This window comes from Ralstonia soli (genome assembly GCF_023955655.1).
GTDB lineage: Bacteria > Pseudomonadota > Gammaproteobacteria > Burkholderiales > Burkholderiaceae > Ralstonia > Ralstonia soli.
Map to the genome: position 1 here is coordinate 1 of NZ_JAMXHT010000025.1, position 2,258 is coordinate 2,258.

Annotated in this window: 4 protein-coding genes; all 4 read right to left on the bottom strand. The window is 65.6% G+C overall.

Annotated elements, in window-relative coordinates; all coding sequences use genetic code 11:
* Nucleotides 1–650 (bottom strand): 2-oxo acid dehydrogenase subunit E2 (locus NG900_RS26485; protein ID WP_252685365.1); only part of this gene is annotated, 650 nt, incomplete at its 3' end.
* Nucleotides 647–898: a lipoyl domain-containing protein gene (locus tag NG900_RS26490; protein WP_252685366.1), complete on the bottom strand. Its 252-nt coding sequence runs from the start codon at nucleotides 896–898 to the stop codon at nucleotides 647–649. The genes NG900_RS26485 and NG900_RS26490, both read right to left, overlap by 4 nt.
* A complete protein-coding gene (locus tag NG900_RS26495) occupies nucleotides 895–1,968 on the bottom strand; it encodes an alpha-ketoacid dehydrogenase subunit beta (protein ID WP_252685368.1) in 1,074 nt (357 codons plus the stop codon). The genes NG900_RS26490 and NG900_RS26495 overlap by 4 nt, the downstream gene beginning before the upstream one ends.
* A 32-nt stretch (nucleotides 1,969–2,000) precedes the next feature.
* Nucleotides 2,001–2,258 (bottom strand): thiamine pyrophosphate-dependent enzyme (locus NG900_RS26500; protein WP_252685370.1); only part of this gene is annotated, 258 nt, incomplete at its 5' end.

A 2,258-nucleotide genomic window follows, 5' to 3' on the forward strand; every position in this document is an offset into this window, starting at 1 on the left:
TAGCCGTCCACCGCGCGGTGATCGAAGATCAGATGCAGGCCCATCATGGGCGCGATCATGATGCTGTCGTCCTTGACCACGACCCGCTTGGCCACGCGCGTCACACCCAAAATGGCGACCTGCGGCACGTTGATGATGGGCGTGAAGCTGTCGATGCCCGTCATGCCCAGGTTGGTCACGGTGAAGGTGCCGTGCTGATAGCTGCCGGCCGACAGCGTGCCCGCGCGTGCGCCCTCCGCCAGACGGCGGCTTTCGGCGGCAATGTCGGCCACCGACTTCGTGTCGACATTGCGCAGCACCGGCACCATCAGTCCTTCATCGAGGCTGACGGCCAGCCCGATGTTGACGTCCGGCATCAGTTCGACTTCCTTCTCCAGCACGCGGGCGTTCAGGCGCGGATGCTCGCGCAGCGTCAACGCCACCGCGCGCAGCACGAACGACGTCAAGGTGACCTTGCACTGTGCTCCGAGCTGTTGCTGCAGTGCCTGCACAGCCAGCTCCAGCCGGGTCGCATCCACCTCGATCGACTGCGCCACGCGCGGCACCTGCCACGCAGCGCTCATGGTGCGGGCGATGGCACCGCGCATGCCGGCCAGCGGCACGACACGGCGCTCGCCCGCATCGGGCACGGAAGCGAGGGCCTGGCTCATGCTTTCGGCTCCAGCCGCGCCAGTACGGCGCCGCGCCCAAAGGTGTCCTGTGCCGCAACCTCGATAGCCGCGACGACGCCATCGACAGGTGCCGTCACCTCATGCGTGGTCTTGACCAGCTCCACCACCGCCAGCGCCTGCCCCGCGCTTACCGCATCGCCGGGCTTGACCAACCAATCCTGCAACAGGGCTTCGGTGCCCTCTTCCACGTCTTGCCAGGCGGCGTCAGACATCAATACGTCGATCATGCTGCTTCTCGCTTGAGTGAATAGGAAACGGGTTGGTGCTGCACCAGCGCGCGCACCTGGGCGACGATGCTGTCGACCTGCGGAATGACGAACTGCTCGAGCGGACGGGAGTACGGGATGGGCACATCGGGCACCGCCAGCCGGCGCACCGGTGCACGCAGGGCCACGGTGTCGAGGTTCTCCGCCACGATGGCAGCGATCTCACCCGACAGGCCGAAGCTGAGGTAATCCTCGTCGGCCACCAGCAGGCGACCGGTCTTGGCCACCGAGCGCAGCACGGCCTGGCGGTCGAGCGGCACGATGGTGCGCAGGTCGATGACTTCCACATCGATGCCCTCGGCGGCCAATTGCTCGGCGGCCAGCAACGACTTCTGCACCATCTGCGACAGCGTGACGATGGTCACGTCGCGGCCTTCGCGCGCCACGCGTGCCTGCCCGAACGGGATCGTGTAGGCCTCTTCGGGCACGGCGTTCGTGCTGCCCTCGAAATAGGACATCCACGACAGGCCCATGATGCCCTTGTGGTAGCAGAAGATGACGGGGTTGTCGTCGCGGATGGCCTGGATCATCAGGCCCTTCGCGTCGTACGCGTTGGACGGCACGACCACCTTCATGCCCGGCATGTGCGCGAAGCTCGCATACAGGCACTGCGAGTGCTGCGCGGCATCGTTGTAGCCGCCACCGATGCCGGTGGTGATCACGGCCGGCAACGCAACGCGACCGCCCGACATGTAGGTGTTCTTGGCCAGATGGTTGTAGATCTGGTCGAAGCACACACCAAAGAAATCCACGAACATCAGCTCGGCAATCGGGCGCAGCCCTTCTGCCGCCGCACCGAGCGCCGCACCGATGAAGGCCGTCTCCGAGATTGGCGTATCCATGATGCGGTCCGGCCCGAAGCGGTCGAGCAGGCCCGTGGTGGCGCTGAAGATGCCGCCGTATTTGCCGATGTCTTCGCCCATGACGAAGACACGCGGGTCGCGTTCCATTTCCTGCCCGATGGCTTCGGAAATGGCCTGCGCCATGGTGAGGGTGCGCGCGCCCTGCGCCGCGCCTTGTGAGGCTTGCATGTTAGGTCTCCTGGAATGGCCGCAGGGGCTGCTTAATGAACGAACACGTGATTCAGCGCGTCGCCCGGTTCGGGATACGGGCTGTTGCGGCCGAAGTCGTAGGCCGCGTCAATGCGCGCCGAGATCGCGGCTCGCAACGCAGCGTCCGCGTTGTCGTCGAGCAGCCCCGAAGCACGCAGGCTGTTGCCAAGCAGATTGATGGGATCGGACTCGCGCAGATGCTTCGCTTCGTCCTTCGGGCGGTAGGTTTCCGGGTCGCCCTGGAAGTGGCCGAGGTAGCGGTCGGTCTT